The organism is Gemmatimonas aurantiaca (assembly GCF_037190085.1).
Lineage (GTDB): Bacteria > Gemmatimonadota > Gemmatimonadetes > Gemmatimonadales > Gemmatimonadaceae > Gemmatimonas > Gemmatimonas aurantiaca_A.
In genome coordinates this window covers 185,925-203,804 of sequence record NZ_JBBCJO010000011.1, presented here as the reverse complement: position 1 = coordinate 203,804, position 17,880 = coordinate 185,925, and the positions used below count along the sequence as shown (strand labels likewise).

Genomic DNA, 17,880 nt, shown 5'->3' with positions numbered 1-17,880 from the left:
GTCAGTTCCCGTCGCCGTGGTCCAGGATCTGATGGATGTTGATCAACGCATCGGCAGCGACGCGCCCCGAAAAACCATAGAATGGGAAGAAGTATCCGGCCCGGAGCGCCCGTCGCACATGACGCTGCCGTTCCCACAACACGGCGTCGTGGAGCACCGACCCGATGGCCCGCCCTTCACCCGGACGGATGCTGGGAATGTGCTCGCGCAGCAGCAGCTCCGGTGAATCCTCGCCGAGGTATTCGTCATGTTCGGCGCCCGGTACGTCGAGCAGCAGCAGATTGCGGTCGGTGTAGATCGCGCCAAATGCGGAGCCGCCGTAGTCGGCCAATACGAGGTCGGCGACAGCGAAGAGGGGCATGTTGTCCGCCTCGCCGGCCAGCATGGTGGTGAACGGCAGCGCCTTCAGCCGCGCGAAGCGTTCCGGTTCCACCCTGGGCATTCCCGGATGCACCTTCACGAACACGTTGTACCGGTCGGCCCACTGGACGATGTCCTCGTCGTAGTGGCCCACGGAGGACAGTTGATTCCAGGTGGGAAGCCACACGATCGTCGCCCGCGAGGGGTCCCCGCCGAATTCCTCGATCAGGCGATGCCGCTCGTGGCGCAGCGTGAAGAACCCGTCGAATCGTGGATATCCCATCGGGATGAGCACGGCGTCCGTCACCGGCGCGAGATGCGCCACCTGATACGGACCGAAACAGAGGATCGCATCGTACAGCGCGTTCCACTCGGCGAACTGCCAGCGATTCTTTCCCAGTCCGTACATGAATCGCACGTTCCGACGTCCGAGCCGTTTGATCTGCTCCGGATCGGCGAGCATCATGGGATGATTCGAGATCAGGCAGTCGTATGGCGTCTCCACACCATCGAGCGCTTCGAGTGCGACGAAGGGCCAGGCGTGCCGTGAGGTCACCTGCTCGAACGGCTCGATGTCGTCCGGCTCCACGCACCGTATGAGTTCGAAGCTGCCGGCCGGCAACTGCTCCAGGACAGGCCTGAAGTGATTGAGCAGGTCCACCGAATGAGTCACAAAACCGAATGGCACCTGCGGGCGGGAGGGACTCATGGGCGGGAACCTAACGTGATTTTCTTTCGAGTGTCCAGCGACATCGCGCCATCCCGCGACCTCTCTACCGGAGAGTGTGAGCCACTCATACAAGGTCCATATATAATGTGTGGCCATCCGGGCATCGTCATGACAGCGTTGGCGAATGGATCTGTTTGTGCGCTTCGGGGCGACAGTGCGGCGGTTGCGCATGCATGCCGGATATTCGCAGGAGTCTCTGGCGGATCTCGTCGGCATGCACCGCAACTACATCGGCACGGTCGAACGCGGCGAGACGAACATTTCGCTGGAGAACATGCACCGTATCGCCAGGGGACTCCGCATCTCCCTGAGCGCACTGTTTGCCGAGATGGAAGGGACCGACGCTGGCGATGACCGTCCGGTTCCCACGTCCGTACCGACAACCAGAAGCAGTGGAACGGACGGCCGTGCGGCCCTGCTCCGGCCCGCACTCGATCGGGTGGCCGAGGCCAGACAAGCACTCGAAGACGCCGTACATCAACTGCAGTATTTCGATGCCGGCGGTGACGACGCCGGGGTCACCCGCTCCCGACCCCGGCGCAGAAAGAGCCGCTGACCGCGTGAGTCAGGGCACCGGTGGGGTCGCGCTCGCCGGTGCCTGCCCATTCACGAGATTGGCCAGCAGGCGCGCCGCACCGGGGACTCCGGCCGGCAACTGTCGGAACAACGCCAGCGTCACGTACACATAGCGTCCCCGTCCAACGGGGGCGACCAGCAGCGCGCCGGTATTGGCGGGTTCATCGGGATCGTGCATCGAGAGCAGTGGCGTGTATCGCCGATCGATCGTGCTGGGCATGTACGTGGCCCGCTCCTGCACCCAGCCGGCCCAGTCCCGATCGCCGATGCGGTTGGGCGTGGTGAGCAACGGATTCGTCGGCTGCAGTACCGTGACCGGCGCCTGTTCCAGTGTCACGCGGGCCGCCGGCCGTGTCCACTGCAAAGGGTACGGTGTCACCGGAAAGCGACTCATGTCCTGCGCGCCGTACTGCACCACCAGTGTCCCGCCGCGGTTGGCGTAGGCCAGCAACCGCGCATTCTGGCGCACCAACTCCTCGTTGGCTTCGTAGGCCCGCGGGCCCACGACGATGCTCGTGAATCGCGACAGATCGGTGCTGCCCAGCAACGACGGCTCGAGCTTCTCCACCGGGATGTCGAGCTGGCGGAGCGCCTCCATGCCGGCGTCCGCGACCCCGGTGATGTATCCCACACGGGCGCGCGGCGGCAGCTTCACCGACACCGCCGAGAAGGACATCGCCGACGTGCCGTACAGGCGCATCGGCGTGATGTGGTCGTACGTGATGGGATAGACTCCACGCATGGATGGCACATTCTCGTGGAAGGCCGCGGCCAGCAACTGATGCGCGCCCTCCGTCAGCGTGCCACGCAAACGGAATGTCACCACCGCCGAGCCTCCGGCCGGCAACGTGCGGATGCGTTGGATGGAGTCCGCCAGGAGCCCTTTGGGCAGGTCGAGACGCACGCGCACGCTGACCTCGTGCGGATACGCCGACTGCACACGCACACTCACCGCACGATCCACCGGCACGCCCGCGCGGATGTACTCGACGACACTACCGAGGTTGACCGTGATGCCGGGCACTGCCGCCACCGGAACCTGTTGATCGCCCTTCACCGGATCGGCGTAGCGATACACCACGGGCACCCGCACCGACGCGTTCGTTCCATCGATCGCCAGGCCCACCTCCACCTCGGTGGCGATGTCCGACTCCCGTTGCACTTCGTCGCGGGCATCGATGGGCATGAGGAACCAGTCGTTTCCCTGTCGTCCTTGCTGTCGCCACCACGGCGAATTGGGCGTGAACGCCACCGCATACCGCCGCAGCGACACCGCGCTGTCGGGCGCCACATCCACGGTGCCACGCTCGTTCGCGCGTGGCCCCAACCCCTGAATCAACACGGCGCCCACACGCACGGCCGACCGTCCACGATTGAACACGGTGACTGTGACGGGGAGCGAATCGTTCACATCCACCTTCTCGGCCTCGCGCACCGGGAACGTGGCCTGCGGAGCCGTGGCTTCCACGGCGATGCCCGCCGCCTGCACCAGCGCGAGCTCGGTGCGTTGCACCGTCAGTGTGATCGCATCGAACAGCGCCGGATCGGCCTGCTGCGCCGGACGCGCGCGTACCTGCGCCGCGCGGCCCAGCCCATCGCCGATCAGCAGTGCCGGTCCGTTGCCGAGCGCATTGCGCACGACGCGGAACTGCCGCAGCGCCTCGGACAGCGGCAGGACGAGTTGTGACGGATCGTCGGCGCGATATCGCGTGCGCATGGCCGCCACCGCGGCGAGCGCGGAGTCGAGCACGGGCGCCACGGCGGTCGGCACACCGGCACGCAATGGAGTCCAGGTGGTGTCGATGCCGTCGAACAACGACTGCTCACGGCGCGGATCGCTCGGCCCCACCCGCGATGCCTCACGCGAGAGGTAGGCCCACATCACCCCTTTCCGCTGCAGCACGCCAAACCCCTGCGACTTGTGCTGCGAACGACTTTCCGCGGCAATCTCATAGAAGCTGCGACCCAGCAGCGGATCGTATGCCCCGGTGTTCACACGCAACGTCGCACTGTCGGGGGCCTGACGCGCGCTGCGATAGAACTTCTGCGGGGTCCACGGCAGACCGAAGTCCTTCACCGGAAAGCGCACCGTGTCGCCGGCCAGGTCGTACGCTTCGCGCGCGAGCAGGCCGGACACCTGATGGTGCCCATGGCCATCGCGCGGCGTGCCGCTGAAAAACGCGACGATCACCTGCGGGCGGAATGCGCGCACCACCCGCACCACATCGCCGAGAATCGAATCCTTGGGCCAATGCTGGTACGTCTCTTCGGCGTTCTTGCTGAAACCAAAATCATAGGCCCGCGAAAAGAACTGCCGGCCACCGTCGATGCGCCGCGCCGCGAGCAGTTCCTGTGTGCGGATCGCCCCCAGCGGTTCGCCCAGTTCGTTGCCGATCAGATTCTGTCCGCCGTCACCGCGGGTGAGCGACAGATACGCGGTCTCCACGTGACGTCCGCGGGCGAGCCACGCGATGACCGGCGTGTCTTCATCGTCGGGGTGTGCGGCGATCGTCAGCACCCGACCCGTGGTCCCGATACCGGCGAGCGTCGACCCCAGCAGCGCCGCACCGCGTTCGCCGCCATTGAGCGTCACACCCGACTGGGCCCGCGCCGTCATCGCCGGGGCGCCAACGACGAGCGCCGCGGCAATTGCCACGGCGCTCGTGTATCCACTCCGGCAGATGAGGCGCGCGACCCGCGAAAGCTGTCGCGTCATCACTGACCTCACTGCGTGATCGTCATGGCGGGCCGCTCTTCAGCCACCTCGCCGGTATCCATCACCATCGCCACGATACGCGCCTGCTCCTGCTGATGCGCATCGGCATACCCTTCGGCCGGGCTCGCCCGCTCCGGACGCCCCACGTACCGCACACCCACCGCGGCTCCGGCCGACGCCCGCAACCGCGGCTGCACGTATGTCCAGGCACCCTGGTTCTTCGGCTCTTCCTGCGCCCACACCACCTGTTCGATGGCGGGATAGAGATCCATGATGCGCTGGATCTCTTCGTGCGGCCAGGGATAGAGCTCTTCCACGCGCACGAGCGCGACATTCGGGTTCCGGTTGGCCGCCAGCGCCAGATCGTAGTACACCTTGCCGGTGCAGAACACGATGCGGCGCACATCGTCCCGACGCTGCGATGCGATGGGATCGTCGATGACCGGATGGAATCCGCCCTGCACCAGGTCCTCGAGACGCGACGAGGCCTGCGGCAGACGCAGCATCGACTTGGGCTGCATGCAGATCAGCGGACGACGATTGCTGCGCAGCGCCTGTCGACGCAACAGATGGAAGTACTGCGCCGGTGTGCTGCAGTAGGCCACCGTGGCATTGCCTTCGGCGCAGAGCTGCAGGAACCGCTCGAGACGCGCGCTCGAGTGCTCGGGGCCCTGCCCTTCGTAGCCGTGCGGCAGCAGCAGCACCAGTCCACTGTCCTGACCCCACTTCGCGCGATCGGCCATGATGAACTGATCGATGATCGGCTGCGCCACGTTCACGAAGTCACCGAACTGCGCCTCCCACAACGTGAGAGCATCGGTGGCCACGGTGCTGAAACCGTATTCGAACGCCAGAATGGCCGTTTCGGACAGTGCCGAGTTGTATACCTCGAACACCGCGCGGGCGCCCGGCAGATTCGCCAGCGGCGCATACTTGCGGCCCGTGTTGGCATCGTTCAACACCGAGTGGCGATGCGAGAACGTGCCACGTTCGGCGTCCTGACCCGTGAGACGCACCGACATGCCGTCCAGCAGCAGGGTGCCGAACGCCAGCGCTTCGGCATGGCCCCACTCGATGCCACCCTGCTCCCCCATCGCCTCACGACGACGTTCGAGCTGCTTGGCCAGACGCGGATTCGGCGTGAAGTCCTGCGGCCACTGCAACAGCGATTCGTTCACGAACTGGAGCCGTTCCGCCGCCACCGCCGTCTGCACGGACCGGAGCGCCGACGCGGCTTCCGCCGGCCACGGCGCGTGCTTCTCGCTGCCCAGTAGCGACTGCTTGAACGCGGCGTGGATGTCGGCATATCGCTGCGACACGTCCTTCTCCACCTGCGCCGCTTCGTCGGCGGTGAGCACCCCTTCACTCACCAGGCGATTGGCCCACACCTGCGGCACCGTGGGATGCTTGCGGATGGCCGCCGTGCGCGTGGGCTGCGTGTACATCGGTTCGTCGCCTTCGTTGTGTCCGTGGCGACGATACCCCACCAGATCGATCAGCACGTCCTTCTTGAACGTCGTGCGATAGGCGCAGGCCAGTCGCATCGCGGTGATGCATGCTTCGGCATCGTCCGCGTTGACGTGGAAGATCGGGATCTCGAAACCCTTCGCCAGATCCGACGAGTAGTACGTCGACCGCGCGTCGGCGGGATCGGTGGTGAAGCCCACCTGGTTGTTCACGATGATGTGGATCGTGCCACCGGTGCGATACGCGTTCAGGTGCGAGATGTTCAGCGTTTCGGCGACGATGCCTTCACCCGGGAACGCCGCGTCACCGTGAATGGCCACCGGCACCACCGCATGTTCGTTGCGCTCCCCGGGCTTGCCGGCGAGGCGCTGACGCGCGCGCACGACACCTTCGATGACCGGGTTCACCACTTCGAGGTGCGACGGGTTGGGCACCAGACGCAGCTTCACCTCGCGCCCGTCCACCGAACGGGCGCCGAGGAAGCCCATGTGGTACTTCACGTCGCCGGTGGCCATCTCGTCGGCGTTGTCGTGGCGGCCTTCGAACTCCGCGAACAGCGCTTCGAACGGCTTGCCCATGACGTTGGTCAGCACGTTCAGGCGACCACGATGCGCCATGCCGATCACGATCTCTTCCGCGCCCGACTTGCCCAGCGCGCTGATCATCTCGTCGAGCATGGGCACGAGCGTGTCGGTGCCCTCCACCGAGAAACGCTTGTACCCCTGATACGCGCGGCCGAGGAAGCGCTCGAGTCCGTCCACCTCGTTGAGGCGACGGAGCACGGCCTTCTTTTCCTCCGGCGTGAGCGCCCGCGTCAGTTCACCGCCCCGGAAGGCATGACGAAACCAGTTGCGCTCCTCGTTCATCTCGAGGTGCCACACTTCGTATCCGATCCGCGAGGAATACACCGCCCGCTTGCGCGCGATGACCTCCTTCGCCGTCGGAAACCGGTCGTCACCGATGGCCGCACCGGGAATCGCAGTGAGATCGTCTTCGGTCAGTCCATGAAACGACAGATGCAGTTCGTCGGCTCCGATGGGCGGCGTGCCGAGGGGATCGAGCTGCACGTCGTAGTGACCGTACATGCGGATCGCCTGCTGCAGCGACGCGGCACCCGCGACTTTCTGCAGATACGCCACGTCGGTGACCGCACCGCCCGCTTCCGCACCGGTGCTCGCGGCCGCCTGGCCGAACAGCGATTCGGCGATGCGGAAGTACTGACGCCAGGTTTCGTCGACGCTCGCTGGATCGCGACGATACCGCTCGAACTGCTCGGCAAAGATGCCGTCGTTGAAAACGCTCGTGATGGCTGACATAAAATGGGAATGTAACCGGGGGTTCGCGCCGAGGCAGTCGGTGGGCCACCCGCCGGAAATCGCTACACCTGAACGGGCATCACCAGCGTGAAGACCGACCCTTCGCCGGGACGCGACACGACCTCGATGCGCCCGCCGAGCAGAGTGGCCAGACGGCGGGCGATGTAGAGGCCGAGCCCGGTCCCGCCGCGCCGGCGCGTGGGCACGTCCTCGAGCTGGGAGAACGGACGGAACAGCCGCTGGATGTCGGCGGCCGCGATCCCGATGCCGGTGTCCTTCACCGCGAACCGCAGGCTGCTCCCACCCTCCGGAAGTGGCGACCCACGCGACACCCGCAGCACCACGCTGCCCACCTCGGTGAATTTGATCGCGTTCTGACAGAGATTGAGCAGGATCTGCCGGACCTTGGCCTCGTCGGTATGCATACCCGGCAACCCCGGCTCCGGCTCGATCAGGAACGCGATGCCTTTTTCGCGGGCCAGCGGCTCGAGAAACGGATGCAACGTATCGAGCAGTTCGTCGAGACGCACCGCCGTCGGCCGGGCCGTAAGACGATCGGCCTCGAGGGAAGCGTAGGTGAGAATGTCCTCGATGAGCGAGCCGAGATGTCGCCCGACGGTACGCAGCCGCGTGATGACCTCACGCTGTTCGGACGAGAGCGGCCCCAGAATCTCGTCCTCGAGCAACTCCCCGTACCCCTCCAGCGCGGTGAGCGGCGTGCGCAACTCATGCGACAGCGTGGCCAGCAGGCTGGTCTTCGCCGCATCGGCCGACTGGGCCTCTTCGAGCAACCGCGCCTTCCAGAGGGCGAGTGCGGCCAGGTCGGCCATGACCGCCAGACGCTCCTCGTCAGTTTCGTCGAACGTGGGATGCCCCGGATCCCGCGTGATGGCCAGGACCCCGAAGAGCTGTTCGTTGGCCACCAGCGGCAGGAGGAGAATGGGGCCGAACCCCAGGGTGGGCAGCAGCGCCGCAAACGGCGGTGTCGCCTCCAGTGGCGTGGGCAGGAGCACGGCGCGTTTTTCGGCCGCGGCGCGCCAGATGAACGTGCCGGCCAGCGGAAAGGTCATGCCCAGCAACGGCGTCGCGATCCCGGAGCAGGCGACATATACGCCACTTTCGCCACTTATCTGCGTCACCATGGCACCACTTGCCCGTCCTCTGAACATCGACAGATGACAGAGCGTCTGCAGCACCTGCTGGGAACTGGTCTCCGCCGCCAATGCCCGGGCCACCTGACGGATGCTGCCGAGCTCTTCCGTTCTGCGATAGTCGGAATAGAGCAGGTCGTCCGGGAGAGCCGGAATGTGGGGAGTGGACATCGGGCGGTGAGGTTCGGGATCCGGGCGGGTGGAGAACAAAATGACAACCCGGTGACGCTCTCATGATGTCTTGATGAAGACGTCAACGGGAATCTTGCGCCTCCGCGTCACGACTGGCAGCATGGGGCGCGTTGCTTGACGGCCCGCACCTCAGACGGGACGGGAAGATGCCATGGTATCACCAATCGACTATGGAGAGTTCATGCCGCGAAGTGGTGGCGCGATGCGTGATGGACGGTGCGAGACTTCGGCCAGGTCCCGGATGAATCTCCGTCAGGTCCTGCTGACCGTGATCCTGGGCTTGTGGACACTGGCCGGCGCGCCCTTGCCGATGGCGGCCCAGCAGACGGCCGACCTCATCCGGGGCCGGGTCACGTCGGAAGATGGCCAACCCATTGCCGGGGTGCAGGTCACGGCCGTCTCCTACTTCGGTGGCATCACCAAGACCGCCCGCACCAACCGCGATGGCCGTTATTCCATCACCTATCCCAACGGGGAAGGCGACTACTGGCTGGCGTTTGCCGCGATCGGTTATCAGGGCCAGCGCATCGAGGTGAAACGCCTCGCGGACGAAGAAGTGCTGGTGGCCGATATCAAGCTCTCCAACACGCAGGTCCTGCAGACCGTCACCACCACCGCCAGCGGTCCTCGCCAGCAGGCGCCCCGCAGCGCGGACAACGCCTTCTCCTCGGATCCGTCGGGAGGCGATCGTACCATCAGCAACAACAATGTGTCACCCGATGTGGCGGGCAATCTGGCCGCGATGGCCGCCACGATGCCGGGTGTGCAGCTCATTCCGGGCGTCGATGGCAATCCTGACCGATTCTCCATGTTCGGGCTCGATCCCTCGCAGAACAACGCCACGCTGAACGGACAACAGGGCAGTCTTTCGAGCATCCCCCGCGATGCCGGCGTCTCACCGCAGCTTCGCGCCGGATACGACGTGGCCTACGGCGGGTTCAGTGGCGCGCAGATCGGCGTGAACACCCAGTCGGGCACCAACTACATCTCCCGTTCGCTGAGCAGTGTGCTGAACGCCCGGCAGGCGCAGTGGAACGACCCGGTCGGCATGGCCACCGCCTACTCCTCGGTGTCGTTCGGCGGACGGGCCTCGGGCCCCATCGTGATGGACAAAGACTTCTACAACGTCTCGTTCCAGTTCGATCGCCGCTCGCAACAGTTGCCCACACTGCTCGCCAGCACCTCCACCGTCTTTCAGAGTGCAGGGATCGCCGCCGATTCGGCCACCCGTCTGCGCGAAATTCTGGGGAGCTTCGGAGTGCCGCTGCATGGTGATGGCCTGGGTCGCACCGCCGCGCGCACGTCGGCCTCCTGGCTCGGCACCTTCGATTGGGCGCCCAAGTCGCCCACCAGCGGCCATGCGTTCAACATCGCCTTCAACGGCAGCTACACCGACACCGATCCGCAGTCGCTGCTGGCCTCTCAAACCCCCAGTTCACTCTCCGCCTCCCGCTTCGTGAATGGCGGCGCGCAGCTCCGGCACACCAACTACTTCACCAACGGGGTGCTCACGGAATCGCAACTGAGTCTCACGGGCTCCCAGAGCCGGAACGATCCCTACCTCGATGGCGTCGGCGGGACGGTGCTCGTCACGTCGGCGTTGGCCGATGGCACCACCGCGACCCGATCGCTCACCTTCGGCGGTGGCGCCAATGCCGGGTCCACCACGTCCCGCTCGCTGAGCGGGCGCAACATGCTCTCGTGGGTGAGCACCAACAACCGGCACCGGCTCAAGCTCATCACCGAACTGCGACTCGACGACGCGGAGTCCGAACGTGCGTTCAACCTGCGCGGACGCTACACCTACCAGTCGCTCGAGGACCTGCAACTCGGCGTGCCGTCGTCCTATTCACGCACGCTCAACGCGGTCACCCAATCGGGGCGCGCGCTGATCGGCGCCCTTGCACTCGGTGATGCGTGGCGGCCATCGCAGGACCTGCAGGTGCAGTACGGCATCCGCATGGACGGCAATCGCCTGCTCGATCGTCCCCTCGAAAACCCGGCCATTGTGCAGGCGTTCGGCATGCACAACGATCACGTGCCGAACGGTCTGTACGTCAGTCCGCGCGTGGGCTTCTCCTGGTTGTACGGCCAGGCGGCACAGATCCCCTTCGGTGAGGGGTTCGCGTATGCACCACGCGCCACGATCCGCGGCGGCGTGGGTCTCTTCCAGAACATCCGCGGCCCCGATCTCGTCAACGGCGCGATCGCGAATACGGGCCTGCCAAACTCTCAGCAGCAGATCATGTGCACCGGCGCGGCCACGCCGAGTGCGAGCTGGCAGACCTCCATGGCGACGACGGGGCCGGGCAGTTGCGCCGATGGCAGCGCCGGTTCCCTGTTCGCCAACCCGGCGCCGGCGGTCACGCTCTTCACACCGGGCTACAGCCAGGAACGCAGCGTGCGCGCCAATCTGAGCTGGACCGGCACGGTGCTCGGCAATCGTTACAATCTGACCACCAATGTGCAGGGGGCGCTCAACTTCGCGCAGCCCGATTTCATGGATCTCAACTTCCGTCCCACGGCACAGTTTTCACTGACGGGAGAAGGCGGACGCCCCGTGTACGTCGCGCCCACCAGCATCGATGCGACGAGCGGTCTCATCGCCACCCGCGATGCGCGCATCACACCGGCATTCGCGAGCGTGCAGGCGCAACACTCCGATCTGCTCTCGCGCAGCGGTCAGCTCACGGTCACGCTGTCGCCGTTCGCGATCATGACTCCCGTGTTCCGCTGGTCGCTCACCTACAACTATCTCTTCCTCACGCAGCAGTACCGCGGCTTCAGCAACACCGCGGGTGATCCGCTGAGCATTGCCTGGAACACCGGCAGCCAGCCGCGTCACGATATCGGATACATGCTGAGCTACAACCTGCGCAATGCGGTCACGTTCACGTTGAACGGGCGCCTGCAGTCGGGCCAGCGTTTCACGCCGATGGTGGCCGGTGATGTGAATGGGGACGGACGCGCCAATGACCGGGCGTTCATCTTCGCACCCGGCGCATCGACCGACGCGCAATACGGCGCCGCGTTCGGCACGGCCATGCAGCAACTGCTCGATCATGGTTCGCCCTCGGTGCAGCGATGCCTGCAGCGGCAGATCGGGCGTCTCGCCGACCGGAACAGTTGCTTGGGACCGTGGACGAGCGCCAGCACCTCGCTACGCATCGCGCTCAATCCGTCACGCATCCGCCTCCCGCAACGCACCACCCTCAGCTTCACGCTGAGCAATCCCCTCGCGGCGGCGGATCTGCTGCTGAATGGCGAGCGGGCACTCAAGGGTTGGGGACAGGTGCCGTTCGTCGATCAGTCGCTGTTGTACGTGCGCGGCTTCGATCCGAACACGGGACGGTTCCGCTACGACGTGAACCAGCGGTTCGGCGCGACACGCGTACAGCAGGTCACCTCACGCACACCGGCGGTGCTCACTATGCAGATGAGCATCGATCTCGCGCCCACGCGCGACTGGCAGGGGCTCAATCAGCAGCTCGCGCGCGGACGCACCCGCGCCGGCACGAAGATGACGGAAGCGGCCGTGCGTCAGCTCAACAGCAGCATGTTCCCCAACGTGATGGCGCGACTGCTGCAGGTGGGTGAACGTATTCACCTCTCACGCCGGCAGGCGGACAGTCTAGCCACGCTCAGCCGTCGGTATACCCGTCTGGTGGACTCGGTGTGGACGCCGGCCGCCAAGGCGCTCGCGGCACTGCCGGCCCACTATGACCAGCGTGAAGCGCGCGCACGCCTCACCGCGGCCCGTTCGGTCGCCATCACCTATCTCATCGAAGTCGTTCCCGACGTCCGCAAGCTGCTCACGAAGGGACAGCTCCGTGTGATGGACAACAACCTCCTGCAGATGCTGGAGCCACGATACCTGGAATTGCTGCGCTCGGGCCAGAACAGCGGCGATTTCTTCTTCTTTTTCTGAGGCGATCATGGTCTTCGCGCTTCTGCTGTCACTCGGCGTGACCACGTTCGCTCCGGTCACGGTGCGACCAGCTCTGAGTCCCGCCGCCGAAGCCTTGCTGGTCGCGCAACAGCCTCCGGGCGATTCGCTGCGCGACTCGCTGCGCGCCACCCGCTCCACCGCGCCCATCCGGCAACTGGCGCAGGTGGTCGCCAGTGATACGGGGTTGTTGATGGACGTCTCCGCGGTGCGCCATCTGCCCAATGGCGGCGTCATCGTGAACGACTCCAAGCGTCGGCAATTGGTGGTCTTCGATTCCGCGTTGCGCACCGGCCGCGTCATCTCCGACACCACCAGCAATTCTCCCAATCCTTACGGTGTGCGTGGTACCGGCGGATCACTCATCCCCTACGTCGGCGACTCGACGCTGTTCGTGGATTTCGATTCCCAGGCGTTCCTCGTCATCGATGCCGAGGGGAATTTTGCGCGCGTCATGGCACCGGTGCGGGCCAGTGATCTGTTCTACGTGGGTGATGCGACGAATGGTCGCGCGGTTTTCGATCCCCAGGGACGCCTGCTGTATCGTGGCATCCGTCGTCTGCGCATGGGTCAACCGCCCAGCTTCAATCCGGCCGATCCACGGAAAATCCTGGCCCAGCCCGACTCGGCCCCCATCCTGCGCATGGACTTCGACAAGCGCACGGTCGATACCGTCGTCATGATCAAGACGCCGGTGCAGAAGCAGATCCAGGTCACGGGCAGCAACTTCATCCTGTGGATGCAGATGATCAATCCACTGCCGTCATCGGATGAATGGACACAGTTGCCCGACGGCACCATCGCCATCGTGCGCGGGCAGGACTATCACGTGGACTGGCTTTCGACCGACGGCAAACTCACGTCGTCGCCCCGCATGCCGTTCGATTGGCGTCGCATCACGCGTGAGCAGAAACTTGCGATGGTCGACTCGGTGAAACGCATGGAAAACGAACGTCTGGCCAAACTGCCGCCGCCGCCCCCGGCCGCGCCGGGCTCGTTTCAGATTCCCCGCCAGCGCAACGAGCCGGTGGATCCGGAAGATCTGCCCGACTATTACCCGCCCGTGCGGCAGGGGCAGGTGCGGGCCGATCCCCTCGGCCGGCTCTGGATTTTGCCCAGTACGTCGCGCGACGCCAAAGCCGGCCTGTTGTACGACGTGGTGGATCGTAGCGGACAGGTCGTAGAACGTGTGCAGCTCCCCGAAGGGCGCACGCTGGTCGGATTCGGGCCGGCCGGCACGCTGTATCTGAACCATGTGCAATCCCCCGAACGGGCCACACTGGAGCGGGCCATCGTGGAGCGGTGACGAAGCGGGGAGGGAACGGTGGGCGGGATTCCGGGTCTGGACTTGGCAGGTTCGAGACAGGTCACCAGCATGCAGGGTGATCCCGATGTTCACCCCGTTCACCGAACGCGGACCGTTCCCGACCATGCCCACTTCCCGACCCGTGTCTCTCAAGCTCACGATCATCATTGGCAGCACGCGGCCCGGCCGTGTCGGCCCCACCGTCGCGCACTGGGTCGATCAGTTCGCGCGTGATCATGGCAAGTTCCAGGTCGAGCTCGTCGATCTGGCCGACATCGCCCTGCCATTTCTCGACGAGCCGGCGCACCCCCGGTTCCAGCAATACGAACACGAGCATACGAAGCGCTGGAGCGCGCTCGTGGCCTCGTCCGATGCCTTCGTGTTCGTGACACCCGAGTACGACTACTTCCCGCCGGCCACGCTCGTCAATGCCATTCAGTTTCTGATCAAGGAGTGGGCCGAGAAGCCCGCCGCCATCGTCAGCTATGGCGGTATCTCGGGCGGTCTTCGGTCCACACAGCAGCTCCGTCTGCTGATCAGCAACGTCAACATGATGCCGCTGCAGGCATCGGTGCCCATCCCCATGGTCACGCAGTTCATCGGCGAGGACAAAGTCTTCCGTCCGAACGAACCGATGAGCAAGGGCACCACGGCCATGTTCGACGAGCTCCACAAGTGGGCCGTGGCTCTGAAGGCGATGCGCGAACGTCCGGCCGAGTGATCGGGTGAACATCCCGCTGTCCATTCTCGAATTGGTATCGGTCACGCAGGACACCGATGCCCGCGGTGCGCTCGACAACGCCCGTGATCTGGCCATTCATGCCGAGCGTCTCGGGTACCGTCGCATCTGGGTGGCCGAACATCACAACATGCCCGGGATCGCGAGCGCCGCCACGTCGGTGGTGCTCGCGCACATCGGGGCCGGCACACACACCATCCGCATCGGGGCGGGCGGCATCATGCTGCCCAACCATGCGCCCTATGTGATCGCCGAGCAGTTCGGCACACTCGAACGACTGTTTCCGGGGCGCGTGGATCTGGGACTTGGGCGGGCACCGGGTACCGATCCGCAGACGTTGCGTGCACTGCGTCGCCCCCCCGAGGCCGCCGAGCATTTTCCGCAGGACGTACTGGAACTGCAATCCTGGCTCGCCCCGGTCGCGCCCGGCCAGCGGATCGTCGCCGTGCCGGCCGCCGGTACGGAGATTCCGCTCTGGATACTCGGCTCCAGTCATTTCGGCGCCGTGCTCGCGGCGGAGCTGGGATTGCCCTACGCGTTTGCATCGCACTTCGCGCCCGACGAACTGCTGCCGGCGCTGCGCCTCTATCGCGAACGTTTCAAGCCATCACACCAGCTCGATCGTCCGTACGCAATGGTGGGCGTGAACGTCATCGCGGCCGATACCGACGCGGAGGCCCGCCGTCTCGCCACGACGCAGCAGATGGCGTTCACCAACATCTTCCGCGGCGCCCGCGGTCTGGCCCAACCTCCCATAGACGACATCGAGACCTACTGGACGCCGCTCGAGAAGGCGCAGGTCGGCCGCATGCTGGCGCGCTCGATCGTGGGGTCGCGGGAGACCGTCCGCGCCGGCTTGCAGGCGTTGGTGGAAGAAACCGGAGCCGACGAACTGATCGTGGTGTCGATGATCTATGAACACGCCGCGCGATTGCGGTCGGTGGCGCTGACTGCGGAGGCGGGTCTGGGGGCTGCGGATTAGGCGGATCACGGGCTTTTTTGCCGCGGATGACGCGGAAACCGCGCGGAAACAACACGGATTTGATCCCGAGCACATTGGAGATGCGGTGTGACTCGGGAAGAGAGATCAACCATGAATTGATCCGTGTTGTTTCCGCGCGGTTTCCGCGTCATCCGCGGCAAAAAACCCGCCTGATCCGCGGCTAGAACGAATACCCGAGCGTCACGAACACCGCCCGCGCCGGCAGCACGAAGTAGCGCACCTTGCCCGACCCCGACACCGCGCCACTACCGAACTTCCGCGTGTCGCCGAGATTCACACCACGCACGGTGAGCGTGAAGTCCCGCACCGTCGTTCGGGCCGACGCATCGACCGTGTAGTAATCGGGCAGCACCCGATCGGCACTGCTCGTGTTGTCGAGAAATGCCCGCGACTGATAGCGCCCCTCCACGCTGAACCCCAGACGCGGGGTGGGCAGCAGTTCGACGCGGTGGGTCGTGATGAACTTCGGCGTCAGCATCGGCTCCACATCGTGACGCACCACCGGTGTACCGCGCGAAGAATCGGTGAACTGCTTGATGCGGTTGTCGCTCCACGTGGCGTTACCGGCCAGCACCACTTTCTCGATACCCCGATAAGTGGCGTCGAGCTCGATTCCGCGGCGATAGCTGCTCCCCACGCTGCGCCGCGGAATCGCGCCGGAGGCCGTCGGTGCACCGATGCGCGCCAGGTCGTTGCGGAAATCCATGCTGTAGAGATTGGCCGCGAGATCGAACGACGGATGCGTGTACGTGAGTCCCAGCTCGGTGTCGTGCAGCCGTTCGGGCTTCACGCGGGAGAAATCGCCGAAGTCGGCGACATTGTCGGCGTTCAGATCGTCTTCGCCGGCAAACAGATCACTGCGCGCCGGCTCGCGGCTCGTGATGCCATAGCTGGCGAACGCCGACAGACCGGGACGCAGCGAGAGGGTCACACCGGCCTTGGGATTGAGAAACGCCCAGTCGATGCTGCGCCCGCTGATGCCCGCGTTCGCCGAAGGGTCATAACGGAACTGTGCCCATCGGCCCTGCACATCGGCGAACCAGCGGGTACGCCCCACGTCCACCGACGCCTTCGCGAATGCACTCACGTCCCGCTTGTGACCGGTGTTGTCGTACAGCTCGGTGTCTGGCTGGTAGTACCCCCGATGCGCCCGCTGATAGATGTTGGCGTTCACGCCCGTACTGAGACGCGCAACGCCACGCTCCACATTGTACGCACTCGTCAGTCCGTACCAGGTGTGTGCGAGATTGTAGCGGTACCGATCGGGAAGATCGAAGTAGTCGTAGTTGCCGCTGGCCGAGTTGCGATAGAGCGTGATGCTGGAACTCTCTCCATTCAGACCGGCGTGTGTGTACGCCAGCGACACCATCTGCTGTCCGAACTTGTCGCGTTCGTTGGGATAGAGGGGATTGTAGCGACGGTTCTGCGCGAGTTCGGCCAGCGTGGCGCCGGTGTACGACAGCGTGTCGGCCAGCTGCCCCACGAGAGCGGTGACTTTCACGATGTCGCGATTGCCGAACCATCCGGCGCCGAGAAACGCCGAACGTCCCATGACACCCGAATGATCGCGATAGCCATTCGTGCGCAGCGCACTCACACGACCATAGGCGGCGAGACGGTTGTCCCCGAGCCCCGAATTGAACGACGCACTGGCGCGCTGCGCGCCGAACGAGCCGAGTTGCACTTCCACATCACCGCTGCGCTCGCGCCGCGCCACGGGCATGGTCTCGAAATTGATAGAGCCGGCATACGACGCCGTCCCCGCCGTGCTCGTCCCTACACCACGCTGCACCTGCACGCTCTGCACATTGCTCATCAGGTCGGCCAGATTCGCAAAATACAGCACCTGGTCTTCGGGATCGTTGAGCGGCACCCCGTCGATGGTGATGTTGATGCGGGTCTGGTCCAGCCCGCGCAATCGCAGATAGCTGTACCCCCACTGCGTACCGGTCTCGGTGTGGGCCGTCATCGAGGGCGCCGCCTGCATGAGCAGCATCGGGACATCCTGCCCGAATTGCCGCGCCGTGATCTGCGCCCGGTCGATCGTCTTCTGGGCGATGGGCGCTTCGTTGCCGGCACGGATGGCCTGGACCAGCACCCCTTCGATGCGGCGGGCAGCCGTGTCGGCCACGACGGTATCACGAGGCGGCGTGCCGGCCTGCGCGGTGAGCGCCGAAGGGCTCAGCGATGCGGAGATGGAAAGGAGGGCGACGGCCGTGCGGAAACGGCCAGGTCGCGGCGCGCGGCAGGCGCGCACGAAGATGCGACGAGACATCGATTGGACTCCCTACGCCGGTGCGAACCGGATCAGGTTCTACGGGACTCTCTCAGCCAACGCACCCCAGCGGCGCCGGCACCCCGGTCATGTGCCTGTACCC

General features: G+C 65.3%; 10 protein-coding genes and 1 riboswitch. Of the genes, 5 read left to right on the top strand and 5 right to left on the bottom strand.

The window, feature by feature from the left end; genetic code table 11:
• Position 1: 1 nt before the first annotated feature.
• Positions 2 to 1,069 (bottom strand): hypothetical protein, encoded by a 1,068-nt coding sequence (locus tag WG208_RS14370; protein WP_337172069.1) that lies wholly within the window; start codon positions 1,067 to 1,069, stop codon positions 2 to 4.
• Positions 1,070 to 1,214: 145 nt separating this feature from the next.
• On the opposite strand from WG208_RS14370, the gene WG208_RS14365 reads away from it, so the two are divergent.
• Positions 1,215 to 1,646 carry a helix-turn-helix transcriptional regulator gene (locus WG208_RS14365; protein ID WP_337172068.1) on the top strand — a complete coding sequence of 144 codons (432 nt, stop codon included), beginning with the start codon at positions 1,215 to 1,217 and terminating at the stop codon, positions 1,644 to 1,646.
• A gap of 9 nt (positions 1,647 to 1,655) precedes the next feature.
• Here the strand turns inward: WG208_RS14365 and WG208_RS14360 are convergent, their stop codons facing one another.
• From WG208_RS14360 to WG208_RS14350, 3 genes are all read right to left on the bottom strand, one after another.
• On the bottom strand, positions 1,656 to 4,382 hold the full coding sequence (locus WG208_RS14360) for a PIG-L family deacetylase (protein WP_337172067.1): 2,727 nt from the start codon (positions 4,380 to 4,382) through the stop codon (positions 1,656 to 1,658).
• An 8-nt stretch (positions 4,383 to 4,390) separates the two neighbouring features.
• Positions 4,391 to 7,165: a 2-oxoglutarate dehydrogenase E1 component gene (locus tag WG208_RS14355; protein ID WP_337172066.1), complete on the bottom strand. Its 2,775-nt coding sequence runs from the start codon at positions 7,163 to 7,165 to the stop codon at positions 4,391 to 4,393.
• 62 nt (positions 7,166 to 7,227) lie between these two features.
• Positions 7,228 to 8,487: an ATP-binding protein gene (locus WG208_RS14350; protein WP_337172065.1), complete on the bottom strand. Its 1,260-nt coding sequence runs from the start codon at positions 8,485 to 8,487 to the stop codon at positions 7,228 to 7,230.
• Positions 8,488 to 8,749: 262 nt separating this feature from the next.
• Between WG208_RS14350 and WG208_RS14345 the strand changes: the two genes are divergently transcribed.
• The 4 genes from WG208_RS14345 to WG208_RS14330 all read left to right on the top strand — a co-directional run bounded on the left by WG208_RS14345 (position 8,750) and on the right by WG208_RS14330 (position 15,481).
• Positions 8,750 to 12,436, top strand: coding sequence for a carboxypeptidase-like regulatory domain-containing protein (locus WG208_RS14345; RefSeq protein ID WP_337172064.1), 3,687 nt, complete (start codon positions 8,750 to 8,752; stop codon positions 12,434 to 12,436).
• A 7-nt stretch (positions 12,437 to 12,443) separates the two neighbouring features.
• Positions 12,444 to 13,760: a hypothetical protein gene (locus tag WG208_RS14340; protein ID WP_337172063.1), complete on the top strand. Its 1,317-nt coding sequence runs from the start codon at positions 12,444 to 12,446 to the stop codon at positions 13,758 to 13,760.
• 142 nt (positions 13,761 to 13,902) lie between these two features.
• A complete protein-coding gene (locus WG208_RS14335; RefSeq protein ID WP_345787005.1) occupies positions 13,903 to 14,481 on the top strand; it encodes an NADPH-dependent FMN reductase in 579 nt (192 codons plus the stop codon).
• A 4-nt stretch (positions 14,482 to 14,485) separates the two neighbouring features.
• Positions 14,486 to 15,481, top strand: coding sequence for an LLM class flavin-dependent oxidoreductase (locus tag WG208_RS14330; protein ID WP_337172061.1), 996 nt, complete (start codon positions 14,486 to 14,488; stop codon positions 15,479 to 15,481).
• Between the two features lie 181 nt (positions 15,482 to 15,662).
• Here the strand turns inward: WG208_RS14330 and WG208_RS14325 are convergent, their stop codons facing one another.
• Positions 15,663 to 17,777: a TonB-dependent receptor gene (locus tag WG208_RS14325; RefSeq protein ID WP_337172060.1), complete on the bottom strand. Its 2,115-nt coding sequence runs from the start codon at positions 17,775 to 17,777 to the stop codon at positions 15,663 to 15,665.
• Positions 17,770 to 17,873, bottom strand: a riboswitch (TPP riboswitch). (Overlaps the previous gene by 8 nt.)
• Between the last annotated feature and the right edge of the window lie 7 nt (positions 17,874 to 17,880).